The organism is Paenibacillus borealis (genome assembly GCF_000758665.1).
GTDB classification, from domain to species: domain Bacteria; phylum Bacillota; class Bacilli; order Paenibacillales; family Paenibacillaceae; genus Paenibacillus_AQ; species Paenibacillus_AQ borealis.
On record NZ_CP009285.1, the window covers coordinates 1,388,225 to 1,409,439 of the forward strand.

17 protein-coding genes and 1 pseudogene are annotated in these 21,215 nt (G+C 54.7%); 3 read left to right on the plus strand and 15 right to left on the minus strand.

The genetic code is table 11. The annotated features are described in order from the left end of the window. Positions 1-13: 13 nt before the first annotated feature. Positions 14-658 (minus strand): helix-turn-helix transcriptional regulator, encoded by a 645-nt coding sequence (locus PBOR_RS05855; protein ID WP_174479804.1) that lies wholly within the window; start codon positions 656-658, stop codon positions 14-16. A gap of 338 nt (positions 659-996) precedes the next feature. Between PBOR_RS05855 and PBOR_RS05860 the strand changes: the two genes are divergently transcribed. After that, positions 997-1,572 carry a hypothetical protein gene (locus PBOR_RS05860; protein WP_042210882.1) on the plus strand — a complete coding sequence of 192 codons (576 nt, stop codon included), beginning with the start codon at positions 997-999 and terminating at the stop codon, positions 1,570-1,572. Between the two features lie 100 nt (positions 1,573-1,672). Here the strand turns inward: PBOR_RS05860 and PBOR_RS05865 are convergent, their stop codons facing one another. Continuing rightward, positions 1,673-2,623 carry a DMT family transporter gene (locus PBOR_RS05865; RefSeq protein ID WP_042210883.1) on the minus strand — a complete coding sequence of 317 codons (951 nt, stop codon included), beginning with the start codon at positions 2,621-2,623 and terminating at the stop codon, positions 1,673-1,675. A 219-nt stretch (positions 2,624-2,842) separates the two neighbouring features. Here PBOR_RS05865 and PBOR_RS05870 point away from each other — a divergent pair, with 219 nt between their 5' ends. Beyond that, on the plus strand, positions 2,843-4,279 hold the full coding sequence (locus PBOR_RS05870; protein ID WP_099052443.1) for an aminotransferase-like domain-containing protein: 1,437 nt from the start codon (positions 2,843-2,845) through the stop codon (positions 4,277-4,279). 322 nt (positions 4,280-4,601) lie between these two features. After that, the gene (locus PBOR_RS05875) at positions 4,602-5,270 is read left to right on the plus strand and encodes a hypothetical protein (protein WP_052429348.1); all 669 of its coding nucleotides are present in this window, start codon (positions 4,602-4,604) and stop codon (positions 5,268-5,270) included. Positions 5,271-5,809: 539 nt separating this feature from the next. On the opposite strand, the pseudogene cysC reads toward PBOR_RS05875, so the two are convergent. The 13 genes and pseudogenes from cysC to PBOR_RS05945 form a co-directional block, all read right to left on the minus strand. Next, a pseudogene (gene cysC, locus PBOR_RS05880) lies at positions 5,810-6,373 on the minus strand (adenylyl-sulfate kinase); the annotation flags it as partial. A gap of 422 nt (positions 6,374-6,795) precedes the next feature. Further along, positions 6,796-7,698 (minus strand): STM4011 family radical SAM protein, encoded by a 903-nt coding sequence (locus tag PBOR_RS05885; RefSeq protein ID WP_042210885.1) that lies wholly within the window; start codon positions 7,696-7,698, stop codon positions 6,796-6,798. Continuing rightward, positions 7,695-9,083, minus strand: a complete 1,389-nt coding sequence (locus PBOR_RS05890) for an STM4012 family radical SAM protein (protein WP_042210886.1) — start codon at positions 9,081-9,083, stop codon at positions 7,695-7,697. The genes PBOR_RS05885 and PBOR_RS05890 overlap by 4 nt, the downstream gene beginning before the upstream one ends. 31 nt (positions 9,084-9,114) lie before the next feature. Next, the gene (locus PBOR_RS05895) at positions 9,115-9,900 is read right to left on the minus strand and encodes an STM4013/SEN3800 family hydrolase (protein WP_042210887.1); all 786 of its coding nucleotides are present in this window, start codon (positions 9,898-9,900) and stop codon (positions 9,115-9,117) included. Next, positions 9,897-11,315, minus strand: coding sequence for an STM4014 family protein (locus PBOR_RS05900; RefSeq protein WP_042210888.1), 1,419 nt, complete (start codon positions 11,313-11,315; stop codon positions 9,897-9,899). The genes PBOR_RS05895 and PBOR_RS05900 overlap by 4 nt, the downstream gene beginning before the upstream one ends. Beyond that, on the minus strand, positions 11,315-12,160 hold the full coding sequence (locus tag PBOR_RS05905) for an STM4015 family protein (RefSeq protein WP_042210889.1): 846 nt from the start codon (positions 12,158-12,160) through the stop codon (positions 11,315-11,317). Before PBOR_RS05905 ends, PBOR_RS05900 begins: the two co-directional genes overlap by 1 nt. Positions 12,161-13,065: 905 nt before the next feature. After that, entirely contained in the window at positions 13,066-14,475 is a 1,410-nt protein-coding gene (locus PBOR_RS05910; protein WP_042210890.1) for a nucleoside recognition domain-containing protein, read from the minus strand. Next, a complete protein-coding gene (locus PBOR_RS05915) occupies positions 14,453-15,184 on the minus strand; it encodes a FeoB small GTPase domain-containing protein (protein ID WP_042210891.1) in 732 nt (243 codons plus the stop codon). The genes PBOR_RS05910 and PBOR_RS05915 overlap by 23 nt, the downstream gene beginning before the upstream one ends. Continuing rightward, on the minus strand, positions 15,181-15,435 hold the full coding sequence (locus PBOR_RS05920; protein WP_042210892.1) for a FeoA family protein: 255 nt from the start codon (positions 15,433-15,435) through the stop codon (positions 15,181-15,183). Before PBOR_RS05920 ends, PBOR_RS05915 begins: the two co-directional genes overlap by 4 nt. 417 nt (positions 15,436-15,852) lie before the next feature. Next, positions 15,853-16,947, minus strand: coding sequence for a GerAB/ArcD/ProY family transporter (locus PBOR_RS05925; RefSeq protein WP_042210893.1), 1,095 nt, complete (start codon positions 16,945-16,947; stop codon positions 15,853-15,855). 255 nt (positions 16,948-17,202) lie between these two features. Next, a complete protein-coding gene (locus tag PBOR_RS05935) occupies positions 17,203-18,435 on the minus strand; it encodes a Ger(x)C family spore germination protein (RefSeq protein WP_042210895.1) in 1,233 nt (410 codons plus the stop codon). Then, a complete protein-coding gene (locus PBOR_RS05940) occupies positions 18,432-19,535 on the minus strand; it encodes a GerAB/ArcD/ProY family transporter (protein ID WP_042210896.1) in 1,104 nt (367 codons plus the stop codon). Before PBOR_RS05940 ends, PBOR_RS05935 begins: the two co-directional genes overlap by 4 nt. After that, positions 19,532-21,154 carry a spore germination protein gene (locus PBOR_RS05945; RefSeq protein ID WP_081972327.1) on the minus strand — a complete coding sequence of 541 codons (1,623 nt, stop codon included), beginning with the start codon at positions 21,152-21,154 and terminating at the stop codon, positions 19,532-19,534. Before PBOR_RS05945 ends, PBOR_RS05940 begins: the two co-directional genes overlap by 4 nt. Positions 21,155-21,215: the final 61 nt, after the last annotated feature.

Below are 21,215 nucleotides of genomic sequence, written 5' to 3' on the forward strand. Positions count from 1 at the left end.
ATCGATTCCTCCGTTATCCTTTGGCTTCAAGCTCGAGGAGAAGCTTTACGATGGAAGTCTTCGTCAACCGCCCTACTACGTCCAGCCCTGTGCCGGACCCTTCCCCGCTGCCGGGAACAACTACCGGCAGACTGTCTACCTCGTGATAAATCATGCGCTGCGCGGCGTCAAGCACCGTGTCATCGGGCGAAACAGTCACTATTTTGGGCTGGCGTGTCATTACCATACTCACAGGCATGGTTACCGCTCCCGGATTGCCGAGCGTGACCTTCAGGAAATCCTTGCGCGAAGCGACACCGCTTAGCTTGCCGTCACTGCCGCAGATAATAAGTGTGCCGACATCCTGCAGGAATAGCGTAACGACTGCATCCTGTATGGTCACATTCTCGCGGATAATGACCGGGATGACCTGAATATCACTCACCTTGGTATCCTGTAGCAGCCCCCGGCTATTATGGCGCGCTGCAGCTTTGGTGCCGGGGAAATAGCCCACCTTCGGTTTCGCATCGATGTATTCGAGCATGACCAGGATGGACAAGTCCCCCCGGATGGTCGGCCGGCTGAGGCCCAGGCTTTCCGCGATTTGGTCACCGGTAATCGGAGCTCTTTTCTTCACAATCTCAATAATTTGCAGTTGCCGGGTTGTCAGTTCGATCACAATTTTCCTCCACTTTCCGGTTTACGTTACAGATACAGGCATTCCCTTTGCAGAAAAGGAGCACCGTGCGCCGATTCCCCCTTTCATTCAGACGTCCTATTTGGAATTAAATTCCCTAACTTGCTTATATAATACGCAACATTGATCATAAATGCAATATATAGTACGTCATATATAATGATTTTATGGAAATATAGGCAGCATAATCAGGATAGCACTAAGCAGACGCTACTATTTTCTAATATATGGTATCTATTTGAGGTTCTTTCTTCACATATGTGGTAAGGTTTATGCAAGCAAGGAGGTGTATTCATTTGAGGAAATCATGCTTCGTTCTAATGAGTGGATTATTCGTTCTTATACTATTGACTAGTGCATGCAGCAAGGACACCCCGAAGTATGCTGAGCTGTTCACACAGGTGGAGAAGCACCGGGCTGTGTTCACGCAGCCGCTCGAAGAAGGGCTTGCTGCTCTGGGAATTACGGATGCCGTGGGGGAATACGATACAACTTTAGGGACAGTTATGCAGGATGCAATCCTGACCGTGAATGAAATGGAGTTCATCCAGCAGATTACGGCAGATGTTACAACCGATAAAATCATCGGCTACCGGATTGGGACGGTTGTTCCCAGATCAGAGTTCGGGTACGAGAATGCGAGGGAGCTGGTGCGTGCTTTTCTGGACCATTACAAGCCTGCGGATGATGAAGAGGCTGACAAAGTCGAGCAATCGGTCCAGACGATTGACCGGATGGCGCTTCCGCTTAAGCCGCTGACAGGCTCAATCGAAGAATCCTGGGCATACGGCGAGGGTGAGAACAAGCTGTTTATCACCTACAGGATATCGAACAGTTTCCAGAGTGATGAGGAATTGCCGCTGAATTTGTATTTCATTTCGGAAGAGAAGCATTAAACTCCATGGTGCCCTAAGCCATATGAAAAGACAACAGAACAGCCTGTAACCCTTGAAGTCAGGGTGCAGGCTGTTTGTGTTGCTGCGGAACGCCTAACCCTTAATCCTGCGGAAGAGCTTCAATGCTTGGTTTTTGAAGCACGGGTATTGCCGGTTTTTGTTTGAAAATAAGTTGCTTCAGCGCGCCTGCGTTCACAAGAATGGTGCCCGCGATAATAGTGAACACGCCAAGCAGTGTTACCCAGGTTACCGCCTCATTATAGAACAGGAAGCCCACACCAACGGCAATCGGCGGAGAGATATACAGCCAGGTTGACGGGAAGACGGGGTTCGTCTTGGAGACGAGCCAGTAGAACAGGGTGTGTCCAACCATGGACCCGATAACCGTCAGATAGAGCAGGGAGCCTGCGGTTTTGAACGATAGCAGGAAGGATGGATGCAGCGGCTCGGTAAACAGCGAGATGATGAACAATAACGCTCCGCCGTACATCATCTGGGCCGCATTCAGTGCCACGGGGGATACTCCGGAGAAGGTGGTGGTTACTTTTTTGGAGTAGATTGCCCCTGCCGCATAGCAGAGTTCTCCGATCAGGACGACAACACAGCCGATCAGCCAGAGCGGAGTGACATCAGCCGCCAGATTCGGCAGCACAAGCAGCAGTACGCCGGTGAAGCCGATGATACAGCCGAACAGCGAGTAGCCGGGAGCCTTTTGCCGGAGAAAAGCCATCTGCATCAGCAGAATCATCATCGGCCCGGTTGCCGATAATACGGCCGCGAGTCCGGAGGATACATATTGCTCAGCCCAGTAAAGTGCGGCGAAGGTGCCGAAGGTCAGCGTCGCCCCGGTAAAGAGCATTTCCTTGCGCAGCAGCAGGGAGAAGCTGGCTTTGCCTTTCACTGCCATGAACAGGAACAGCACCGCCCCTGCCGTGAAAAAACGCAGTCCAGCAGAGAAGAATGGCGGCGCACCGGCGTCTACGCCGATTTTGATCGCGAGGAAGGTGGTGCCGAAGATCAGACAGACCAGTGAATAAGCTAACATAATCATGTTTCCGTGCCCCTTTGTGGTGGTAATGTGGCAATCTCTTAAAGTATTCTGTTAATCATATCCTCTTAGGCGCAGAACAGATTGCAGAACACAGAACAGTTACCGGGCGGAATGGGGTACAATAGGGCAAAGAGAAGTTGGCGGAAGCGTGCGCAGGAGCGGGCGGCGGGTTGTGAGCTGTGGGGCGGTTGCGTTTATATAGGGAGAGGCGGCGTTATTATGAAAAAATCTGCGGGAGTAGAGCAAAGTAATCCGTTGTTCCGCCAGGTCTATGAGTTCATGCTGAACCGGATCGAGCGGGGGGAGTGGAAGGCTCATGACAAGCTGCCGTCGATCCGGCTGCTGGCGGATGAGCTGGGTGTCCACCGGCTGACGGTATTTAAGGCTTACCGGGCATTGACGGAGAACGGCATGCTGTATGTCAAAGACAAATCCGGTTATTATGTATCGCCGGGAAGCCGGCTGGCTAATTCTGTGGAAGAGGGAGCCGCAATACTTGGCTATACGGTCAAGAGTCCGATGTCCGATATTCAGCGGAAGCCGGTGACCTACCAGTTCTCTCAGGCGCTGATTGATCCGGGTCTGCTGCCAAACCTGTTTCTGTCCGATTATGTCAAAAAAGTATTCGACCTCTACCCGAAGGTCATGGGTACCTATTCCTCCGTGCAGGGGGATGAGGAGCTGCGCACGACGCTGAGCAGGCATTTCCATGACCGGTACCGGCTGCAGCTGTCGGCTGGCGAGCTGCTGATTACCTCGGGCGCACAGCAGGCGATTAATCTGATCGCCGGGATCATGCTCGGCCCGATGGATGCCGTGCTGGTGGAGCGCCCGACTTATAGTGTGGCGCTGGATATTTTTCGCCGGGCCGGCGCGCGGCTGGTTCCGGTGGAGATCTCGCCGCAGGGGTATGATCTGGCGGCGGTAGAAGAACTGATGCGCAGGCATAAGCCGCGGATGTTCTATATTAACCCGACGCATCATAATCCGACGGGCTATACCGTGCCGGCTAAGCAGCGCAAGCTGCTCGTTGAGCTGGCGGAGCGCTACCGCTGTCTGCTGGTGGAGGATGACCCGTTCCGTGATATGCACTTTGAGGAGGAGCCGCCTACGCCGTTCTTCGCCTATGATACGGAGGGCTGGGTCATCTATATCAGCAGCTTCAGCAAATACGTGGCCCCCGGGCTGCGTATCTGCGCTGTGGCCTGCCGTTATCCGTTCATGGAGCGGCTGATTGCCGCCAAGTCCCTGGCGGACAACGGGACTCCGCTGCTGAATCAGAAGATCTTTCTCCACTACTACACCTCGCCGCGCCTGCAGCAGCATCTCGGCAAGCTGCGGATTGCGCTCCAGGTGCATAAGGAGATTATGGAGGAGGAGCTTGCGGCGGCCGGCTGGGAATGGACCGCACCGCAGGGCGGGCTGAACCTGTGGGTGAAGCTGCCGGATACGGTGCCCGTGGACACGCTGTTTGTGCGCTGCATGGAGCAGTCAATCTCCTTCGTTCCCGGCGAAATCTGCGATCCGCTGGGTGAAATGAAGTCCTGGCTGCGCCTCAGCTACTCCTTCGCCAGCGAAGGGCTGCTGCGCGAAGGCATGCGGCGGCTGACCGCGATTGCCCGGGAGATCGAGGCGGAGGGCAGGCGTGGAGAGTGAACGCAGAGAGTAAATACGAAGAGCAGATGCAGAAAGCAGATGCGGGTAAGCCTTGGGGGTTAGCCTGCAAATATGGAGCCAGCCACTACCATGTATCCATCAGGCGTAACTGGTAGCGCATGCCCATGACGCAGGCGTTATCACGTAGCAGTCTGGTCGCAGCTTGCTATCACATGCCCATGACGCAGCTGTTATTACGCAGCTGATATTACGCTGACTGTCCTATTATTCCCGCGTGCCTTTTTGCTGGTATGGGATTTTTTGGATTATAGAGTAACCTTTCTCTGGTAATTTCGTCTGGGGTATAAGGAGAGTGATTGTTATGGTTGTGATAAGGAGAATCCGGGGCGTCCTGCTCATGAGCCTGTGTGCCCTGCTTGTCTTCATGCTAATGCTAACCGTGCGTCCGCAGGTTACCTATGCCTGCTCATGTGTCGTCCCTGCTCCGCCGCTGGAAGCAATGGAAGACGCTGCGGCTGTGTTTGAAGGTACCGTTATATCGATCACGAAACCATTCGGAATTATTCAATCCAGCGCGGATCCTATGCAGGTTACCTTTCAGGTGGGGGCCCGCTGGAAAGGTGATCTGGGGGATCAAGTGACCGTAAGTACGGCGCAGTCCGGAGACAGCTGCGGGTTCGAGTTCGCCAAGGGTGAACGCTACATGGTTTATGCAAGAGGAGCGGAAGCGGACGGAAGCATAGCGAAGGGGAATGAAGAACAGAGTGAGTTTACTACGAGCCTGTGCAGCCGGACCGCACTGTACACTGATGCGCAGGAAGATCTGAATGAGCTGGGGCCAGGTAACGGCGGCGGCTCACCGACAGCTCCGCCGGAGAATGCTGAAGGCGTTGGACCCTCAGTAACCGGAGACAACCACTCAGCGACAGCACCATGGGTGCTATACGTGGGACTAGGCGCGGGGATAGTAATCTTGATTGCACTAATACTAATCTGGCAGCGCCGTCAAAGTAACAAATCACGGAAATAAGCAGCAGCGATCACTGTGTAAGGAAGACTAAAGTAGGATGAGGCGGAATGAGACAGGAATGAGGCGGAGGAAGTGAGACGCGGTAAAGCAACGGTGGAGAATACCTGAGCTACACGGCTGGTTTGTTAGAAGAACGGGACGGGATGGAGTACTGGCGGCGGGGAGGTCAGCGTAACAGGAGGATCACATATCTATGCGGACACCACGGACCTTATTTCGAGCAAACTGCTGCTTTTTGGAGGCTTGCGGACATCAGGGACCTTATTTGCCGAATCGGCTGCCGCAAAGCGGTATTTGGCTGAGGATAAGGTCTCTCCAGTCCGCAAGATAAGTAAATGGACGGGAATCAGCTGAATAAGGGCTCTCCAGTCCGCAAGGGAACAAGGTTTAGGCGGATAGCCCAGCAACGGCTCTTTCCTGCTCTGGAAGTTGGTTTATGCAAACAGAAGAGTGATCGGCAGGCAAAGCGCCACAGATCACCCTTCTGTTTGTGATTCAGCGTGTTAAATGTGGCAGTGTAATAATGTTCACCGCTCAGCCTAAGCATTATGCTGATATAGCCTGTTTTCTATGATCCAGTCTATCATTTCTTCCACGCATTCCTCCGGGGTACGCTCAGCCGTACGCAGTGTCAGCTCCGGGTTAAGCGGAGCCTCATAAGGATCGGAGATTCCGGTGAAGGCCGGAATCTCACCGGAGCGGGCTTTGGCGTACAGCCCTTTGACATCCCGCGCTTCACAGACGGGGAGCGGGCAGTCTACATAGACCTCCACGAACCTTGGCAGCTCCCGGCGGGCATAACTGCGCATGTCGGCATAAGGGCTGATCACCGAAACGACGGTGATCACGCCATGCCGGTTCAGCATGCCGGCAATATAGACCGCCCGGCGGATATTCTCGAACCGGTCCTCGCGGCTGAAGCCGAGCCCCCGGCCCAGTGTCCGCCGCAGCTCATCACCGTCCAACCACTCCACAGGCTGGCCCTGCTCCTGCAGCCGGTCCGTCAGCAAGGCGGCAAGCGTAGACTTACCCGCCCCGGATAGACCGGTTAGCCATATCGTTACCCCAGGATGTGCCTGAAAATGTACCTGAGCCGTCATTGCTTTGTCCTCCCATGATTTTCTGCCTTAATGTAGCTACAATTGCTCTATCAAGTGATCGGAACTCTTTCGAAATAGAACCAGCTAATGCTTGAAGCCATTAACTTCACCAGACTTCTGCTTGAAGCATGAACCTCGCCAGAATATAACTGTATTTACTGCAACTAAAGTCACCAGTTATTGTCTTGCCAGCCCAATAACTGCACTTTCTACAACTAAATGGACTGACTTTGCCCAAAGGGGCGCTTTCCGCCTTTTTTAGTTGTACAGAATACACTTATCCGTACAAATCCGGTGTTTATCCTTCTTTTAATTGTATGAAATACACTTATTCGCGGCCCGCCCGCCGCGTGTAAGCTCACCGTTTCCATCACCGTACTCACTCAAGTCACTATACCCACTCAACCCACAACTCACTCATCCACTCACCGCAGAAATCCCGTTTCCCTCAATTCGGTTGGGATCCGCTCTGCCGCGCTGTAAGGAATCCGTTCCAGCAGGCCGGGGCCGTAAATCTGCTCCAGACCAAGCTCCGGCATATGGATATAGCCGATGTAGCAGTCGCAGACTTTCATCCGGCAGCTCCGCTGCGCGGCCAGTCCTTCGAGACCGTCGCGGTAGAGGTTGCCGATCACACCCCGGTCCTTATAGCAGCGTTTCACGAGACCGGCGCCTTGCACATAGAACACATTGCTGCCTGCATTGCAGGTCTTGCCTAGGCTGTCATAGTCCGCAGCATTGATCTGGAAATAGGGATCTATTCCGCTAAGGAAGCTTACATCCTCTTCAGTATAATAATCCGGCTTGTCCTTGTAGGCGTTCACCCACAGATAGACATCCTCCGGCAGGGCGCCGCGCAGCGAGGCAATCGCCGCAAAAGCACCGTGTACGCCTACACTGCCCACGCTGAAAGGAATGCCCTGCTCATATACAGTCATACACTGTGCCAGAAACTTTTCCTCAGACACCTGACCCGGATGATAGGTCGCCCAAAAGGCGGCTTTGGCCGGGTTCAGCTCTGCGGTGAAATCAAGCCGGGCCGACAGATTGGTCTGGATGGCGACTTTGTCCACATGCTCCATATGGGATAGAGTGATCATCGCATCCCGGTACCAGCGGTGCGTCAGTCCTTCCCCGTAGGGGTTGAAGAAAACAGACAGCCGGTGGCCTGCCGCCCCCTGCTCCGACACCCAGCGGACGAAGGCCGCGAGATTCTCGCGGTCTTTGGCGAGGGTGGCGGCGCTGTCTCTTGTTTTGCCGAAGGGGCAGTACGGGCAGTCATAGTTGCAGGAAGAGAGGGAGCCGCGGTAGTAGAGGATCGCCTTCATGGCAGGACGAACTCCTTCATCTGCTCCCTGATCTCGCCGGAGATAAACCAGTCACCGATGGAATCGGAGTAGCCAAGTCCCTCTGGAGTCAGCTGCAGGATGCCCTCTTCATCCGTGGCGAAGCCGCTCTGTAGCAGCAGGCCCAGCTCTGGATGATCCATCCACAGCGAAGACCCAAACCGCCGGCTGTAATCCGCCACAGTGAGGCCTTCGCTGTGCAGAACCGCTTTCAGAATAAACCGCCGTTTCTGTTCTGCAAGGCTCAGCACGATTCCATAGTCAGCAGTATCGTACCGCTCAGCAGCTACATAATCAGCAATAATGGACTCCGTAGCTTTGCGGCTGACACCGTATCGGGAGGCATAATGTACATTCCGGGTATAGGACCGGGCGCCGCAGCCGAGGCCGACCATGCCTTCCTCCTGGCAGCTGTAATCAAGAATATCCTTGGCGGTTCCTGCATTCTCCTTGGCAAATCTGCGCATTGAATACTGGCGGTAGCCATGCTCTGCCAGCAGCTGGCATGCGGCCTGGTAGCATTCATGGCGGATATCGCTCTGGCGCAGCAGATCCCCCGGCTTCACAATTGTATGTTCACGGGTGTAGAGCGGATAGATGAAGATCTCCTCCGGCTCATGCAGCAGCGCCTGATTCAGCGAATAGAGCCAAGATTCCACCGTTTGGCCCGGAAGCCCGTAGATTAGATCCAGATTGAGGATGGGAAAATCGTATTTGCCCAGCAGCTCAAGCGCCCGGTACACCACATCCGGGTCCTGCGGCCGGTAGATGGCAGCCGACTCAGCGGCCACGAAGCTCTGGATGCCCATGCTGACCCGGTCCACGGTATGCTCTTTCAGGATCGACAGCTTCTCCTCCGTCAGCGTCTCGGGTGAGGTTTCGACGGAGATGGACGTGGCCGCAAGGTCCACTCCCATGATATCCGCAGCAATGCCGAACAGCCGGTTCAGCTGCGCGGGAGCGAGCAGGCTTGGCGTTCCGCCGCCGATGGCGAAGCGTGCATAAGGCTTGTGGCTGGTGAACGCGGCCCACTGCTTCGCCTGCCGTTCAAGCGCGTCTACGTACTCGGCGTGGACATTCGCTCTTTTGTCAGGCAGGGTGAACAGGTTGCAGAAGCCGCAGCGTGCGCCGCAGAAGGGAATATGCATATATAAGAAAAAACTCTCCGCAGGCTCATCTCGCCATAGCTCCTCCAGGGAGAGGGGGGATTCAAACTCGCGGTAAGCCGTTTTGTGCGGATAGGAATAGAGATAATTGCGGTATGGATTGGCCGTGATCTGTCCGGTCCATTCCTGAAGCTCCCTTGAGGAGAAGGGAGGTTGCCCGTCGTTACTCTTGTGATGAGGGGATTGCCGGATTGACGTCATACGTTCTCCTTCTTTTTGCGGGATGGTACTGCTATAAAATGAACTCGCGGTAAGGAACATTCCACACCGTTTCATGCGCCAGCCGGTGGCCCTGATAGCCGTCTTCGCCGTAAGCCTCGCCGTGATCGGAGAAAGCCAGGCAGAAGACCGGATTGCCGCGTTCGCGGAAGGCAGCAAACAGACGGCCCAGTTCACCGTCGGCATAACGGAGGGCAGCGCGCTGGCTGTCCACAGAATCACGCTTCGCCCCCGGCAGGAACATGTGGTTCGGGCCATGGATCGCCGAGACATTCAGGAACATGAACAGACGCTGGTCAAGCGGTGTATTGTTCAATATTTTGAGTGCGTGATTCACCTGATGTTCGGTCGAGCGCGGGTTCGTCACCCCGAACGTCATCCGCCAGTAGCTGTGCTGGAAATAACCGGGCAGGACGCGGGCGAGGGGCACTTTTTTGCTGAAAAAGATTACGCCGCCGATACACACCGTCTGATATCCCGCAGCCGCCAGCCCTGATACCATATCCGGTGTGTCGAACAGCCAGGTATGGGGATGGGTTTTGAGCCCGGTATTCCGGGAATGGAACAGACGCACATGCTCAGCCTTGTTCGTAGTGGCCGGAGTGGGCAGGAATCCGCCGAAGAAGGCGTGATGGGCTGCATAAGTGAAGCTGCCGGGTGTATGCCGCTTTTCCCAGGAACCGTTGCCGCACAGATTGGGACAGTTGGCCTCCTCCAGAACAGCGGCATCATAGCGCAGCGTATCAAGCGTAATCATTAAGATATCGTGGGTGCCGACAACGGCATTCATATCGGTCATAGGGCCAGGTTCCTCCAAGGCAGCTGCTTCATTTCCCATTCGTAGATGCTGCAGCCGTGGTATTCAACATCGTACAATAAGTCGCCAAAAGGGTTCACATCCGCCGTATACGTCCGCCCGGTGCTCCCCACCAGTACATCAATCCCCGCGACGGAAGAACGCGGAAAAGCAGCCAGAGACTGCTCGGCTGTCTGCCGTACCTGTGCCTGCATTTCCTCCGTGAGTCCGGCTTCGGCCGGGGTCATCCGGCGGCTGCGCAGATGCAGGTTCGTAATCGGCGTGGTGCTTACCCGGGCAACGGCGTGGCAGGCTCTGCCTGCGACAACCAGCTGGCGGATATCGAATGATTGTCCGCTTCCGCCGGGTTTCGGGATCCACTGCTCGGCATAGGCGCCGTGGCGGTAGAGCCAGTTGATGATTCCGGCGAGGAGGGCAGGATCGGTATAACGCCGCAGCTTACCGGAATTATAATACACCGGTGGACGGGTGATATAGTTCTCGACCCCGATGGTAGTAACCGCCACCTCAGCCCCCGTTGCCGGATTGAGCTGATAGGCAATCACGCCGGAGGCAGCGGAGCCGCTGGCCAGCTTAATGAAGATGCGGTGCATCCGCTGAGAGAGCATCAGCTCGCGGAGGGACCCGTAATCCACAGGTGCTTGTCCGCTGCTGCCCCTTAGCGGCCGGGGAACCGGAACACCCGCCGCAGCGAGAATCTGCTGCGTCCGGCGTTTATCGGTCATCGCGGCGATCTCGCCGGGATCATTGGTCCAGCGGGCGGCGGGCAGAAGCTGCCCGGCTTCACGCTGAATCCGGGCCAGCAGCCGGCAGTAGCCACGGAACCACTGGGACGGATGATGCAGCACGCCGGGCATATCCTTGAGCACCCCGGCTGCCTTGAAGCTCAGCGGACGGAGATCCGGCTGGCTGCCGTAAGGATGCAGCGAGTCATCTGCGTCCGGCGCATCCGGCGCGCCGAGCGCGATCAGGGCGCGCTCAATTTCGAAGCTGCCACCAGGAGACTCAAGCCGCAGCAGCGGCGGGATCGTATCCGGGGCAGGCGCGGCTGGCCCGGATCGCCAGTTGCTGTCGCGGCCTTGGGCAGCCAGCTCTGTTAGGCCCGGCTGCCCGTTCCGCTGCTGCATCGTACCGGCTTGCTCCCGCAATCCGTCCGCCTGCACCTGCGCCAGCTGAGGCAACTGTTGCTGCATCGCCTGCCTCTGCCCCGGCAACTCGTCCAGGTGTTGCTGCATCGCCTGCTCCAGCAAATCAGCCAGGGGCTGGCCCTGCAGCAGCCCGGCGTAAGGAATCAGTAGCGCCGGCGGCATGCCGAGCCGGCTTCGCGCCAGCTGGATGCCCTCCGAGCGCCTGTCGCCGGGATTGCAGATCACAATCAGCGGCTCTGCAGGAGGCATCACTCTGTAATCGACGGATAGCGCCAATCGTCATCGTCGTCTGTCTTTTGCTGGTCGCTGACATCAACCGGCAATCCGCTCTTCTTCCAGCGCTCAATCAATCCGTCCGACATATAATGACGGCTCAGGTTGAGCAGCTTCAGCCCTTTAATCCGGGGACTGGCGAGCAGTGCCTCGGCGCCGGTATCGCTAAGGGTTCCGAGCGAGAGGTCGAGCGTCTCGAGCTGATCGAGAATAGGCGCATCGGCTAGCGCAGCAGCGATTTCATCCTGGATTTCACTGTTTTTGAGTCCAAGGTAAGTAAGCTTGGGGAACTTTCCGGGTTCGATCAGCGGATACAGGTCTTCCAGACCGCCGTCAAAGCCGTAGTTGTCCACGCCCAGATATAGTTCCAGCTTTTGCAGATTCGGCAGATTGGCGGCGGCGATATCGGCCAGGACATTTTTGCCGAGTCCGCCTGTAATAATAATCAGCTCTTCCAGCTTGTCATGCTGCAGTTGGCTCAGCCGCAGATTCGTGCCGCCCTGCACAGTCAATGACTGCAGCTCCGGATAAGCGGGAAGCAGCGGTGAGAGGTCGGTTTGGGTAATCCATGAGATTTCACATTCCTCATAGCCCATTTCGCCGATAAACAGCCTCCGCAGCGCAGGGAAACTTGCACTGTGCTTCACCAGCGCCTGGATGGCATCCTCCGGGCTGTTCTCGTAGGCTTGCCCCCAATCGCCAATCGTAAGGCTGCTAACGGCAGCGGCTTCGGGGCTGTTACTCAATTGTTCGATCTCTGTCTCTATCCGCTTGCCTTCTTCAAATGCATCGTAATCGATACTGAGCTTCACTACTGTCATGAACATTCCCTCCCGGAAAATTATGGCTTCCAAAACACCCTAACATTAAGAGGAAGGGGAGTCAAATAGTCAGGACGGAAGGTTAAGGAAGAGGGAGTGGCAGCAGACGGAGTGGCAGGATAAGACAGATATAAGAGCAGTAACAGGGTAGCGGGGGAGTAGCAGGAGAGCAGTGTGAGGGGATCAGGAGAGTAACAGGAGAGTATATGAAGAGTAGCAGGAGAGTAGTTGGAGAGTAGTTGGATAGTGGTATGAGAGTAACTTAAGAGTAGTAGGAGAGTAGCTGGAGAGTAGCAGTAGAGTAGCAGTAGAGTAGTTGAAGAGTAGCTGGAGTAACTGAAGAGTAACTGGAGAGTAGCTGCAGAGTGGCTTGAGAGGGATGATTTTCGCAAACTTATGGAGTTTTAGACATCTGCAGAGTAACTTTAGGATTTTGCGTGCGCGAAATGAAGTTACTCAGCCCGTATTTAACGCTACTCCTGAATAGTAGCCTTCCCATCGCTGATAATAAGATGAATCGATTCGAAATGTTGCACAAATTACAACTTTGAGGTAGAGATACCGGGTCGTTCGAGAGAATTGTTGTAGGAAATGCAAGAATTTTCGCATAAATCCAATGAGAATAAGGAAAATATTGTATTCTGTACAACAATTTCGATTTTCGTTGCTTATCGCGATGGAAATGTTGTATTTCGTGCAGGATTTTGAATTGAGCAAAGTGTGATTACTTCAAACACCCGGAAGCCCCCGAAATCACCGGAAGCCCCCGATAATACAGCAAGCGGCGTTTAATGCATGGCAGTGGTGGTACCGCAGCCTGATGCTGCACCGCTCTCACGTTTTCGCCCCGGCGCCCCGCTGCGTCGCCCCCGCCTTAAAGCGGCAGGGGGCCAGCGGCGTGCGCATCATACCCAGCCGAACAACCGGGCAGCTGCTGCCACCACAAAGGTAACCGCGATAGCGATGCCGAGCGGAATCACGGCCGAGAGCACCGCCCACTTCATGCTTTTGGTCTCCTTGTAGATGTTCACCAGCGTGGTGCCACAAGGATAGTGAAGCAGGGAGAACAGCATCATATTCAGCGCCGTCAGCCAGGTCCAGCCGTGGCTCAGGAAGATATCCTTAATACTGCCCAGGCCTTCGATATCAACCATGGCACCTGAGGACATGTAGCCCATGAGCAGGATCGGCAGCACAATTTCATTGGCCGGCAGCCCAAGGATGAAGGCCATGATAATGAAGCCGTCCATACCGAGCAGCTGGGCGAATGGATCGAAGAACGCTGCCATATGGTTAAGCACACTCTCTCCACCGACAAAAACATTGCCGAGAATCCAGGTAATAATGCCGGCTGGAGCGGCGACGACGATGGCACGGGTCAGTACATTCAGCGATTTCTCTTTGGAGGAGCGGACAATCGTCTTCCAGATTTGCGGGCGCCGGTACGGCGGAAGTTCGAGCGTGTAGTGGGTGGGCACACCGCGCAGTGCTGTCCTGGACATGACCCAGGATACACTCAGAGTTACGGTAATGCCGACCAGCACGATGCCCATCAGCACCAGAGCTGTTGAGAATGTACGCAGCATTCCGGTTGTGGCGGCGCCGACCATGAACATGGAGGAGAGCAGAATGAGTGTCGGCCAGCGGCCGTTGCAGGGCACGAAGTTGTTGGTCAGAATAGCCAGCATCCGTTCACGGGGCGATTCAATAATGCGGGTAGAGAGGATGGCGGCAGCGTTGCAGCCGAAGCCCATCGACATCGTCAAGGCTTGCTTGCCGTGACCGCCGGATTTCTTGAATAAACGGTCCATGTTAAAAGCTACCCGGGGCAGATATCCGAAATTCTCCAGCAGCGCAAACACCGGAAAGAAAATCATCATCGGCGGCAGCATGACACTGATGACCCATGAGGTTCCGCGGTACAGTCCGAGCACAAGGACACCGTGCAGCCAGGCGGGCGCATGAACAGCTGTGAATCCGGCGGTCAGATAACCTTCAATCCAGCTGAAGAGGGAGGCAAGCCAGCTTGAAGGATAGTTGGCTCCGGCAATCGTAATCCAGAATACGAGGCCGAGACCGGCAAGCATGATGGGGAAGCCCCAGAGCTTGGAGGTAACGATATTGTCCAGTTTATAGGTGCTGCCCAGCTTCTTCTTATCATGGTAGGTGACTGCATCGCTGCAGATGCCGGCGGATACGCCGTAAATCCCGCTGACAATCTCATCGCGGATCGCCCCTTTGTCTGCCAGCTTCTTAGCGGCTGTGAGCAGAGAATCCAGCGGCTCGTGGCCGTTAATGGCATGCGGTGATTCCATGGCCGACTACCTCCTCGCTTACGGGAATATCCTTGCGGCCCATGTGGGCTTTGAGTGAAGTAAGCAGACTGTGATCACCGTCCAGCAGACGAAGGGCAATCCAGCGTGCGGGGTATCTTGAGCCGACCGTCTGCTCAACCATAGGAATCAGCTCGGCAATGCCTTGCTCAATTTCCTTATTGTAAGTAATCTTCAGCGGCTCTGCCGTGAAGGCACCGGTGGCCACGCGTTCGATCTGATCAAGAAGCGCTTCAATACCGATTTTGTTACGGGCAGAAATAGCGGTTACGGGAACGCCGAGCCTCTTAGCGATTCGCTTCAGATTTATGTCAATTCCAAGCCGGCGGGCTTCATCAATCAGATTGATGCAGACCACCGCGCGGCCGGTAATCTCCAGTACCTGCAGGGCAAGGTTAAGGTTGCGTTCCAGCGAGGTAGCATCCAGTACCACCAGCGTCACATCCGGCTGCTCGAAAATAATATAGTCCCTCGCGGCCTCTTCGTCGGCGGAGTTGGAGTAAAGCGAGTAGGTACCCGGAAGATCAACGGCCAAGTATGTGTGTTCCTTGTGGGAGAACCCGCCTTCGGCGGTGACCACGGTTTTGCCCGCCCAGTTGCCGGTGTGCTGGCGCATGCCGGTCAGCAGATTGAACAGCGTGCTTTTTCCTGTGTTGGGGTTGCCTGCAAAAGCGACAGTGTACTGGCTCAAGCTTCACCGCCTCCAATCAATTTCCCATAGATTAATGAGCTCTCTTCCCGGCGGAGGGCAATCGTTGTGTTACTTACCCGAAATGCCGTAGGATCTCCCAGCGGGCTGCGCCGCAGCACTTCTACGCTATTTCCGACGACAAATCCGAGATCCAGCAGTCTTCTCCGCAGCACACCCTGAACTTCAATGCCGCTGATGCGCAGCGTGCTGCCGTTCACAGCTTCGGACAATGGAATAACGGCTTCAGCCATAAGATCTCCTTCTTTCGTATGAAATGGAATGAATGAATATATAGCCATACGTATGGAATATGCACTTATATAGTATATTGTGCGCACGGCATAGATTATTGCAGCCTGCCACAATATTAGTATATGTAAATAAATTTGTCCTTGCAACAAAAATGTTTCCCATGGGAAAGAAAAATTTCTACTGTAAAAGCGGCCGAAGCCTCTTTTACAGTAGAGATAGTAGAAGGTGAAGAAATAGGAGATTTTATTTGGGGGGGCGATTGTATAGACATAGCGGACAAACTGCCTGCTGCTGTTACTCCCGGCTGCCGAAATCCAGTGTGTGGCCGGGTTCTCCAGCGTCTTCGGATTGCTGAGAATCTGCCACCATGAATTGTTGCTGGCATCACCGGCTTCTACAGGAACCAGTCCGGCGGCCTATGCTGAACGCCTGAACCCGCTGCGCACCAGGATTGAAATCGCCAGCAGCAGGGGGATGGCGACCTGGAACAGCGGATCAAGCTTGAGGCTTGGACCCAGACCTACGGCAATATGCTGCGTGTAATCGCGTTCCAGGAAGGAAGCGCCATAGATCACAGCGCCTACCGGGAATACCCACCATTTCGCCGGTTTACCGGTCAGCTCTGCAATGGCTTTTACCGAACAGAAGTAGAAGAGCATCATCTTGATCAGCAGCCCCAGAAAGAGCTGAATGGTTACCAGGATATCGAGCCGTTCCACAAACTTAAGGTTCGATAAGGTCCGGACGGTTTTGAGAAAAGGCAGCTGGCTGATCCCCGCAATGGTTGGGCCGAGGACCGCCACATTGAGTGCATTCATGAAGATCAGGAACAGGCTGATGAGCAGATAGGCGTTCACTGTATATTTCACCGGCACACCGGGCTTCTCCCATAAAGACCACAGCATCAGGAATACGATCATCTGCCCGAAGGGGAACGAGACAATATCCGGCAGTGCTGCTTTGACGATTGGCATCAGCCCGCCATCCATGACCGGAGCCAGCCGATTGAAATCAATCGACCCCATAATTCCAAGCAGCGCAACAAGCACAATGTAAAAGAAGATCATCACCGGCAACAGAACCTCCGGCAGCCGGAACACAACCTCAGCCCCCTTCCAGATTGCATAGAGGGCAAGAAGGACAAAGACTAACATCGTGATAAACATAGGGGTTCTCGGAAGCATAGTGATTGCTGTAAGCTCGCCCAAATCACGGACATTACGCATGGACTGATAGGCGAAATAGAGGACGTAGACCCCGCCGATGAACGAGCCGGCAAATTTTCCAAAATGAAATTTAAGCATGCCGATCAGATCTGTATTCAGAGAACGGTGCTGGATCCACATCAGAAGCAGAAGCAGGATGAAGCCGGCGGCTGAACCTGTACACATCGCCAGCCATGAATCCTGCTTGGCCTTGCCGCCAAGCAGGAACAGCGGCGTGCTGCCAATTTCAAACAGCATAATCATGAACGCGATTTGCAGGGAGGACACCTGTTCCTTTTTGGGCATGATCAGTACTCAGCCTCCTAACCAATTGATAATTGCCCTGCCGACAGGCTGAAAGAACGTCGTATACAAGATGCTGACACTAATAAAGGGCGTTCTGGTAATCCCGCAAACATTAATGTAAGCGCAGTAGGCGAGAATGCAGCCAAGCCACAGCCGGTGGAGCTGGCGGCCTTTTCCTCGCAGCTTGGTGCAGCCCCATAAGAAGGCGAGCATATAGAGTATAAGAGTTATAGCTATTTTCATAGTGAAGCTCCTTTACTCCTGCTGGACGGACTTGAACGATTTATTGCTGAGACCTGTCCGTTCAATCTGGAACGAGACACGCGGGCGGATCTCAATCTCCTTAAATACGCTGTCCCAGCTTTTCTCCTTCTCGATCTGCTTCCAGCGCTTGCGGTCGCTGCGGTGGACTCTTACCGCGAATCCTGTGACATCAGCGCCGAGCTTTTTGACCTCCATCCAGGAGTTATTCACGAGATCCACTACCTGCTGTTCCAGGGATTCTTCCATTTGGCTGATGGCATTGCGGTCATTCAGGTCCATGACGCTCCCCAGCTCCGTCAACACCCCGCTGCCCTTGATGTCTATATCCATAATGAAATGGTCTTTAGCCCAGACGGGATGCACAGCAGTGGTTGAATTCTGAAGAATAAATGAGGCGTCAAGCTTGTCGCTCTTCCGGGGCTGGGAAGCGAATGCGATGGTTGCGGTCTCAATATGGTCTGTCATAAAAGACAAGCCGAAGGCCTGTTTCTGGCTGAGCCAGCCCACAAACTTCTCGCCTTTGATTACGCCCAGTCTGCCCAGTGCCAGACGTGAAGGCAGATCTGTACGGCCGGTCTCGCTGGTCTCATCCATAATGTCAGGTCCCGTAAGCAGAATCTCCGGCAATACTGCACTCCCGGACTCGGAGGCAAGGGACATCGCCAGCTCAAACAGGCGGGTACCGGGATAATAGGACAGCAGCCGCGACTCCTGTTCAATCATGAGCTGGATACCGGCGCCCTGGTTTTTGGTCAATTGCATCAGCTGATCAAGGATATCGCCCGCTTCGCCTTTGGAGATGAAAACATATACCGTTTCCCGGGCATCCTGCTTGCGCAGGAACATGTCGATCAGCTGATTGATGCCATGCTTGGCCAGACTTTCCCCGATGACTGTAATCCGCGAATGGGAGAAGAACATCTCACGCGTACTGGTCAGATTGGTCCGTTCGATCGCTTCCATAATCGTCCGGCCTTTTACCGTAAAAGTGACGAACGGCGGTGAACTTGTACTTCCTCCTCCGCTGCCGCCCATCCCGCTTGCACCGGAAGAGGGGTTGATGACCTGATAGGTAGCTTTCCACTGGTCGTTCTCCCAGTCATAGGCTGAACCGGAGGTAACCCCCAGCTCGTTCAGCTCCCGGTCATCCCAGCAGCCGGAGAGAAGGACGGACAGAAGCGGGAGACAGAGGATGAGGCACAGTGCTTTTCTCTGTGTGTTCATGTTTCCAACCCTTTCCGCTTGGACCTGGATTTCTGGACCCGGTACAGCAGGATAGCCCCCAACGGCACGAGCACATTGAACAGGAAGAAGACTACAAAACGCCCTTCCTTGTTGTAGTTGTTGAGCTTGGCTGAGCTTTGCCAGGTGAACAGGCATTCCAGCGCAATGAGCAGACCTAGCGCACCGATAAAGGGCCTGCTGCTGCTGACCCGGAAAGTCTGCTTAAAGCACTCTACCGTCACAAACAGGAAGATCGCAAATTTAAGATAAATCGACAGCACCCAATAGGAGATAAACAGAATATCCAGCTTCTCTATGAAGCGTCCGATTCTTATAATGCCCACGGTAGAGAAGCCCGGATAAGCGCTAAGCTTGAGGAAATCCGGACCGAATGTCATCAAGGCCGAGATCAGGGAGAACATCATCAGAGCAGAGACAAACAGCAGCCCGGTCCAGCCGATAATCCGCGCTCTCTGCGGATATTGCAGGTAGGGGGCCAGAAACAGCAGCACCGCCACTTCAGACATCCAGGTGGTCGGGGTCAGGCTGGCCAGCGTTAATTCAGCCAGGTTATGATCGAACATCGGCAATAAATTATGCACATTCAGATCGCTGAACAAGCCGAACAGGTACAGGGGAACGAAGACGAAATAGAGCAGAATGACCAGGCTGTTCACCCGGGCCATAGATTCGATGCCCTGCCGGACTATATAGATTGTGATGAACAGAATCAGGATCACAAGTACAATGACCGGGGTTTCGACCAGCACGTTATCCTTAATGAAATTGACGAATTCACGAAGGATGGTTGCCGTTGTATCCAGATAGAACTGCAGCATCAGCAGGCCGAGAATAGTGGAGACAACCGGCGAGCTTTTCTCACGGACCCAGTCCAGAAAAGGAGCGCCGTCGCTGCAGCGTATGACGGTCCCGACAATTGCCGCAACGAGCAGTCCGGCCAGGGTGGACATAATAATGGACAGCGGCGCGTCCTGCTCCGAATAATTGGTGATAATGACGGGCAGTACGACGGTGGCTGTCGGCAGAATAGTGTTAACGACCAGCATGGATGCCTGGGTAGTGCCAATTTTTCCGTTCACTCTGGATCCTCCCCCTGCGGTTTCGGCTGTTCCGGAGATCCCTGATTCGCTCCTTCAACCGGCTGAGGCTTCTGGTTTGGCCCTTGTCTGCGGGTTTCTTTGCCGAGATCGGTCTTGGGACGCATGGACATGCTCCAGAGCGGAACGCGGATGAAGATGTCCTTCAGATAACGAGGAATCATCGGTGCTACCGGAGACAGATAGGGCACACCGAACGAACGCAATCCCGCCATATGGATCAGGAGCACCATCATGAAGGACATGATGCCAAACAAGCCAAGCGTTGAAGCGATGAACATCATCACAAAGCGGATCAGCCGGATCGAGTTGGCGATCGCCAGTGACGGAATCACAAAGTTCGAGATGGCGGTAAAAGAGACCACAATAACCATAGCCGCTGAGACAAGCCCGGCCTGAACGGCGGCCTGCCCCAGCACCAGCGCTCCGACGATGGAGATGGCCGGACCGATAGTGCGCGGCATGCGCACCCCGGCTTCGCGCAGCACATCGAAGGTAAGCTCCATCAGCAGAGCCTCTGCCAGTGCGGGCAGCGGCACCCCTTCACGCTGGGCAGCCAGGCTGATCAGCAGGGTCGTCGGCAGCATTTCCTGGTGAAAGGTAGTGACTGCAATATAGAGCGCCGGCAGCAGCATGGACACAAAGAAAGCCCCGTAGCGGATCAGCCGCAGAAAGGATGAAATATCATACCGCTGGTAGTAGTCTTCACTGGACTGAAAGAAGTTGAAGAAGGTAGACGGCGCCAGCAGGGCAAAGGGAGTGCCGTCAATAATAATCCCGATTTGTCCTTCCAGTATGCCTCCGGCTACGGCATCAGGACGTTCAGTATTCTGAATGGTAGGGAAGGGCGTCAGACCCCCGTCCTGGATGAATTCCTCAATATAGTTGCTCTCCAGAATGGCGTCCGTATTAATGGCATCAAGCCGGCGGCGGATTTCTGTCAGGACTTGTTCGCTGGCGATGCCCTTCAAATAAATGATAGCGATGCCGGTTTGGGTGCGCTGGCCGATTTTATATTCTTCGATCCGCAGATCGGTAGTTTTGAGCCGGCGGCGCAGCATGGAGGTGCCTGTGCGCAGGCTTTCCGTGAAGCCTTCCTTGGGACCACGGATGACACCCTGGGAAGTAGGTTCGTTGATGCTTCTCTTCTCCCAGCCGGAGGTATCCGCAGCCAGTGCGACCTGAAGTCCTTCGAACAGAATCAGCGTATAGCCTTCAAAGAGCATAGCCAGCAGAACCTCCAGCGTTTTGCCTTCCTTGACGCCCCCGACCGGCAGCATCTGATCCTTGATCATACTGAAGGCAGCTTCGGCGGTAATCGTATCCCCTTTCAGCGTTACACTTTCCATCAATGGCTGGAGCACCGTCTGGTTGACAGCATCGGCATTCACCAGGCCGTCAATGTATATGAAAGTAAGGGAAAGGGAGCTCAAGGATTCATTGGTGAAGTTGCGGATGACGATATCCGAGCTGCTGCCGATCCGCTTTCCGATTTCCTGCAAATTCACTTCAAGTGAAGGGTTCAGGGGGAGCGGTGCGGGCACAGAGGTTTCCACGGGATCCTTAGCTGTCTTCCGGCCTTTCTGCTGATTCTGCGGCATCTTCGGGGCTCCTTTCTGCTGAATTCTGGATTCATTGGCTGTATTATCCCCCGCCGAAGGA